Here is a 465-nt window from a genome sequence, read left to right as displayed (position 1 = left end):
CCCATATACTTCATCTTACGATTTTGCATAAACCTGTGTTTTTGATAAACAGTCGTTTGAGTCTTTTCACTGCGGCTGGCCGTGAGGCCAGCACCCCTTCTTCCGAAGTTACGGGGTCATTTTGCCGAGTTCCTTAACGATAGTTCTCTCGCTCACCTGAGGATACTCTCCTCGACTACCTGTGTCGGTTTGCGGTACGGGTAATTAATTACTAACTAGAAGCTTTTCTCGGCAGTGTGACGTCAGATACTTCTCTACTTAAATTTCGATCCTCATCATCGCTTGTCAACCCGCTTAAAAGCATTTAACTCTTAAACTGACTTACGATTTGAACACACATTTCCAATCGTGTGCATATCTTAGCCTACTGCGTCCCTCCATCGTTCAAACATAATTAACTAGTACAGGAATCTCAACCTGTTATCCATCGCCTACGCTTCTCAGCCTCGGCTTAGGTCCCGACTA

1 rRNA gene is annotated in these 465 nt (G+C 44.7%); it reads right to left on the bottom strand.

The window, feature by feature from the left end:
* A 23S ribosomal RNA gene (locus FD36_RS06375) occupies positions 1-465 on the bottom strand; the annotation flags it as partial.

The organism is Fructilactobacillus sanfranciscensis DSM 20451 (assembly GCF_001436035.1).
Classification (GTDB): Bacteria; Bacillota; Bacilli; order Lactobacillales; family Lactobacillaceae; genus Fructilactobacillus; species Fructilactobacillus sanfranciscensis.
The sequence above is the reverse complement of the archived record's forward strand: the minus strand, read 5'-3'. Positions and strand labels throughout refer to the sequence as shown.